This window comes from Acetobacter sp. AN02 (assembly GCF_029759835.1).
GTDB lineage: Bacteria > Pseudomonadota > Alphaproteobacteria > Acetobacterales > Acetobacteraceae > Acetobacter.
This window is the reverse complement of the sequence record NZ_JAJJND010000134.1, coordinates 1-4,820: the sequence shown is the minus strand read 5'-3', so window position 1 is coordinate 4,820 and position 4,820 is coordinate 1. Positions and strand designations below refer to the sequence as shown.

4 protein-coding genes and 1 pseudogene are annotated in these 4,820 nt (G+C 50.3%); all 5 read left to right on the top strand.

Going from position 1 to position 4,820, the window contains the following annotated elements; all coding sequences use genetic code 11:
* Positions 1 to 210: 210 nt before the first annotated feature.
* The gene (locus tag LOC54_RS11425; RefSeq protein ID WP_279313920.1) at positions 211 to 750 is read left to right on the top strand and encodes a sugar dehydrogenase complex small subunit; all 540 of its coding nucleotides are present in this window, start codon (positions 211 to 213) and stop codon (positions 748 to 750) included.
* 23 nt (positions 751 to 773) lie between these two features.
* Complete coding sequence (locus tag LOC54_RS11420; RefSeq protein WP_279313919.1) at positions 774 to 2,417, top strand: GMC family oxidoreductase; 1,644 nt, start codon at positions 774 to 776, stop codon at positions 2,415 to 2,417.
* Between the two features lie 4 nt (positions 2,418 to 2,421).
* Entirely contained in the window at positions 2,422 to 3,849 is a 1,428-nt protein-coding gene (locus LOC54_RS11415; RefSeq protein ID WP_279313918.1) for a c-type cytochrome, read from the top strand.
* An 18-nt stretch (positions 3,850 to 3,867) separates the two neighbouring features.
* Complete coding sequence (locus tag LOC54_RS11410; protein ID WP_279313917.1) at positions 3,868 to 4,425, top strand: lipocalin-like domain-containing protein; 558 nt, start codon at positions 3,868 to 3,870, stop codon at positions 4,423 to 4,425.
* Between the two features lie 157 nt (positions 4,426 to 4,582).
* Positions 4,583 to 4,744 (top strand): annotated as a pseudogene (locus tag LOC54_RS11405) (transposase); the annotation flags it as partial.
* Positions 4,745 to 4,820 lie beyond the last annotated feature (76 nt).

Genomic DNA, 4,820 nt, shown 5'->3' with positions numbered 1-4,820 from the left:
GAATGGCGGCATGACAACAACCGGGTATAGCTTATTCAAACCCAAAAACTGTCCGATCAGACGGGACCACCTCTGACAAGTGTCTCGGGGGCATGCCCCCGAGACACTTGTCATCCCATCAAACCAAAGCCATAAAAAACGGGAACTCTCCTTTTGAGTGGATACAAAAAGGGGGGCACGTCACCTATTTTTGTGAAGCGAGTGTTTCTTATGCGCATATCACGCTCTACCAGCCCTCGGATCGGAAGGCGCGGGTTGCTTTTGGGTATGTCGTCTCTCGGTGCCCTCTTTTGTGTTCAAACACCTCGCGCTGCGCCATTGCGTGGTGGAATGTTGCGTTCCGGAATGCTGCATCAGAAGTTCATGTCGGTCTCATCTCTTTTGGTGCCGCACAAGCTCGATGAAACTATTGGAATTAGAACGGCGGATGCAATGATCGCGACTGTTCCTGATTTTCCTGAACATTTAGAGCAGCTAGCATCGTTCATTGAGGCTAAAAAGCCCGCCGATGTTGAAGAGCTTATGGAAGCTCTACCAGATGTTTCTTTGAAAAATGCCGCTCAAAGCATCATTGAATCTTGGTATACTGGTGCAGTTCAGGGGGCATCCACTATTTCAGTCATTTCTTATGAAGAGGCTTTGATGTTCAAAGTCACGTCTGATGTAATGACGATACCCTCTTATGCTATTTCTGGGCCTAATGGCTGGACGGCGGACGCTCCGCCTCTTTCTCAACTTCCGATTTTTTGAAGCTGATATAGGAGCGCGCTGAAATGGTAAATGAGACAAAATATGATGTCGTCGTCGTCGGAACGGGCGTTGTTGGGTGTTTGATCGCTGAACAAGCTCTGGATGCTGGTTTGTCAGTGCTCATGTTGGAGGCTGGGCCTAGGGTTGATCGACAGACCATCGTAGAAAATTTTCGAAACCTTCCTCCGTCGTTGCGACATCATTGGGATGCGCCATTTCCTCCCCCACCATGGGCGCCAGTTCTCGAAACACGCACCCCTGGCGAAGAAAATGCTTATCTGGATCTGACAGGGCCTAATGCCACGGCTTACCAGCAAGGTTATGTTCGGTATGCTGGCGGAGCGACGTGGCACTGGGCTGGCATTTGTTGGCGAATGACCCCTGAGGATTTGAAATTAAAAAGCCTCTATGGGGTTGGGCGCGATTGGGCTTTTGATTATGAGACTTTAGAGCCATATTATGCTCGTGCAGAATATGCTCTGGGCGTTTGCGGTCCAACGGATGCCGCATTGCAATGGCCTCCAAAAACGTCTCGTTCCCGGCCTTATCCCATGGGTCCGCTACCTTTGGGGCCAGGAGAGCAGCGCTTCACCGACGTCATGGCACCACTCGGCTTGCAAAATTTGCCTGCACCGCAAGCGCGCAATAGTGGTGTTAGTTATGATGGACGTCCTGCGTGCTGTGGCAATAATAACTGTTTTCCGGTCTGCCCTATTGCTGCAAAATATGATGCAGCCACGGCACTGCCACGTATTGAAGCCAAGGGTGGAAAGCTTTTAACCAATGCCGTTGCCTATCGCATTGAAGCGGATGACCGCCATAAAATACAGGCTGTCCATTATTATGACCCTCATCGAACATCACATCGCGTAACAGGGCGTGCTTTTGTTATTGCCTGCAATGGCATCGAGACACCTAAACTTCTGCTGTTGTCCAAAGATGATCGCCATCCAAATGGAATTGCCAACAGTTCCGATCAGGTCGGGCGTAACATGATGGATCAGCCGAAGTTGAAAGCGACGGTTGAAATGAGCGAGCCGCTTTGGACTGGGGTTGGACCCGTACAGGGCAGTAGCATTCTGAACACCAGTCAGGGCGACTTCCGTAGCGAATATTCTGGAGCCATGTTCCGTATGGAAAATATGGCCCGAGGCTCGATTGGTGCAGCAGAAGCGTTAAAAAAAGGTCTGTACGGACGTGCCCTCGATCAGGAAATTCGTCGCCTGTCTGCTTGTACCGGGCTGCTGGTTGTGGAGCATGAGCCTCTTCCGTCTCCCATTAATCGTCTGACGCTGTCGGATAAAAAAGACTGGTTAGGCCTTAATCGCCCGCGGATTTATTATGATGTTGGCGATTATGTGCGGCGTAGTGCGGAACAATATACTATTCCGACACTTAAAAAGATGGCAGCGGCTTTAGGGGCGACAAAGTTCGATCTGAATCCTGAGTTCTTGCATAGCGATCACATCATGGGTGGCTGCATTATGGGGAAAGATCCATCAGACTCAGTTGTCGATGTTGATTGCCGCTCTCACGATCATGAGAATCTCTTTCTTCCCGGCGGGGGTGCAATGACAACCGGTGGGAGTGGAAATAGCACGATTACAATGGCAGCGCTTGCTTTGAAGTCCGCCGACGCAATCATAGCACAATTCAAGACGGCTTGATCTCATGATACAGCGATCCTTTTTCTATACTGTTACAGTCTGCTCTCTTGCTATTATTGCTCTTTCTGCGACACATCCTGCAAAGGCTGATCCACTTGGAAACCCACAGCGTGGTCAGTATCTGGCGGTTGCTTCAGACTGCGTAGCTTGTCATACAGCGCCTCATGGACAGCCTTTTGCGGGTGGTTTGGCCATGCATACTCCTTTGGGGATTATGTATTCGACAAACATTACTCCGTCTTTGTCAGCAGGTATTGGTCACTATTCGTTAGAAGATTTTGACAAAGCTGTTCGGCGTGGCGTCAGAAAAGATGGTGCCAACCTGTACCCCGCAATGCCGTACACAGCTTATTCCTATCTGACGGATCAGGACATTGCTGATTTATATGCTTACTTCCAGAAGGAGGTTGCTCCGGTAGATAAAAAAGGACCGGTTACAGCGCTGCCATTTCCGATGAATATCCGGTTCTCCATGTCTTTTTGGAACATGTTGTTTCTGAATGGAAAACCCTATCAGGCTGATGCGACAAAGTCGGCAGAGTGGAACAGGGGAGCTTACCTGGTACAGGGGGCGACGCATTGTGGAACCTGCCATACACATCGTGGGTTCCTGATGCAGGAAGATCTGGCGCACCCGCTGTCGGGAGCCAGTCTTGGAACATGGTACGCACCAAACATTACCCCTGACACAGTCAGTGGTATTGGGAGTTGGAGTGATCAGGATCTTACGGAATATCTCCGCACGGGACGCCTGCCTAGCAAAGCTCAGGCCGGAGGCGGGATGGGTGAGGCTGTTGAACACAGCTTCTCTCACATGTCTTCTGGTGACCTGAATGCCATTAGCGTTTATTTACGCAGTTTAAAGCCGGTCAGTGATCCGAACGATCACACGTCATCCAGATTTCAGCAGGGCCATGACGTAAGTCTGGCAGTTGAACTACGGGGGACAACTCCGATTATGGATCATAACGACAACACCGCCAGTGGAGCAGCTCTCTTTATGGGGAACTGCGCCTCGTGTCATGGGGCCAGTGCTCAGGGGAGTAAAGACGGTTATTATCCATCCCTTTGGCATAATTCGGTGACAGGCGCGTCGCGTGGCGACAACCTCATATCAACAATTCTGTATGGTGTCTCTCGATCGGTAGAGGGGCGCCAAGCCTTCATGCCAGGTTTCGGCGGAAAATCGGGAAATGCTGTACAACTGGACGATAGTCAGATCGCGAAGCTGAGTAATTTTGTTTTCAAAACATATGGTCGGCCAGACGTTCAGGTCACACCACAGGATGTTGAGCTTATCAGAAAGGGTGGGCCTGACTCTCCATTATTGCTGTTGTCCCGAGTTGGTATGGCGGCGGGAGCAATACTGGTTCTGATACTGTGTGCCGTAGTGTTCGTCATAAGACGTCACAAAACAAGAAATGTTGTTTAAAATAGAAAGGATATGAGTATGTTTGAAAAAGTACGTAAGTACACAAAAGTTATGCTGATTATGTCTTTTGCGGGATCTGTGTCTATGTCTTCATTGTCATCTGTCCATGCTCAGGAAGTATCCATTCCGGAACTTCCAAAGCAGGTTGATCCAGACTTGAAAAAGAACATAGTCGGGGTTTGGGAGCTGGTTTCTTATAAGGTTCAGGATAAAGAAACCGGGAAGTTGATTGACGCTATGGGCGCCCATCCGCGTGGCCGCGTCATCTTCACCCCTGACGGTTGGGTTGCGTTTAATCTTGAAGGGAGTGATCGTCAGCCTGCAAAAAATGACGCAGATCGCGCGCATCTCATGAAGACACTCGTTGCCTATATTGGCCGCTATCGTGTGGAAGGTAACCAGTGGGTTACAAGTGTACAGACAGCATGGGCGCCAGAATGGGTTGGAACAGAGCAGCGTCGTAATATCGTCGTGAAAGGGAATGAAGCTGATGTTCTGACGCCTTGGCGGATTATGCCTAATTGGGATAACGGAAAAATGTCCCGGAGCATCATCCGTTTTAAACGGGCCGACTAATTCTAAAAAAGGTGGCAGTGCTCAGTACTCCTGAAAAAGGACAGAGCACGTCATTCGACAATATTGTTCGAGGGGCAAGCTATGTTTAGAGAGAGGTGGCCCCCATTTTTCGGACAGGTGTCTAAGCTATAATCCGACCTGAGAGAGGACGGGTTTTATGGGCAAGGTTACGCGCAAGAGGTATGGGGCGGAGTTCAAATCACGGGTTGCCCTGGAAGCGATCCGTGGGGAACTGACGCTGGCGGAACTGGCTTCGAAACATGGCGTGCATCAGACGATGATCGCCCAGTGGAAGCGCCAGGCGATCGAGGGCATGGCGGGGTGCTGTCACGTTAACTGATGTTAGGTGACTGAAGGCCGGAGAAGGGATTGTCATGCGGCGAGAGCGGTCGCGC

Coding starts and splice junctions, on each gene's coding strand:
- LOC54_RS11425 (WP_279313920.1), top strand. CDS start 211: ATGCGCATATCACGCTCTACCAGCCCTCGGATCGGAAGGCGCGGGTTG.
- LOC54_RS11420 (WP_279313919.1), top strand. CDS start 774: ATGGTAAATGAGACAAAATATGATGTCGTCGTCGTCGGAACGGGCGTT.
- LOC54_RS11415 (WP_279313918.1), top strand. CDS start 2,422: ATGATACAGCGATCCTTTTTCTATACTGTTACAGTCTGCTCTCTTGCT.
- LOC54_RS11410 (WP_279313917.1), top strand. CDS start 3,868: ATGTTTGAAAAAGTACGTAAGTACACAAAAGTTATGCTGATTATGTCT.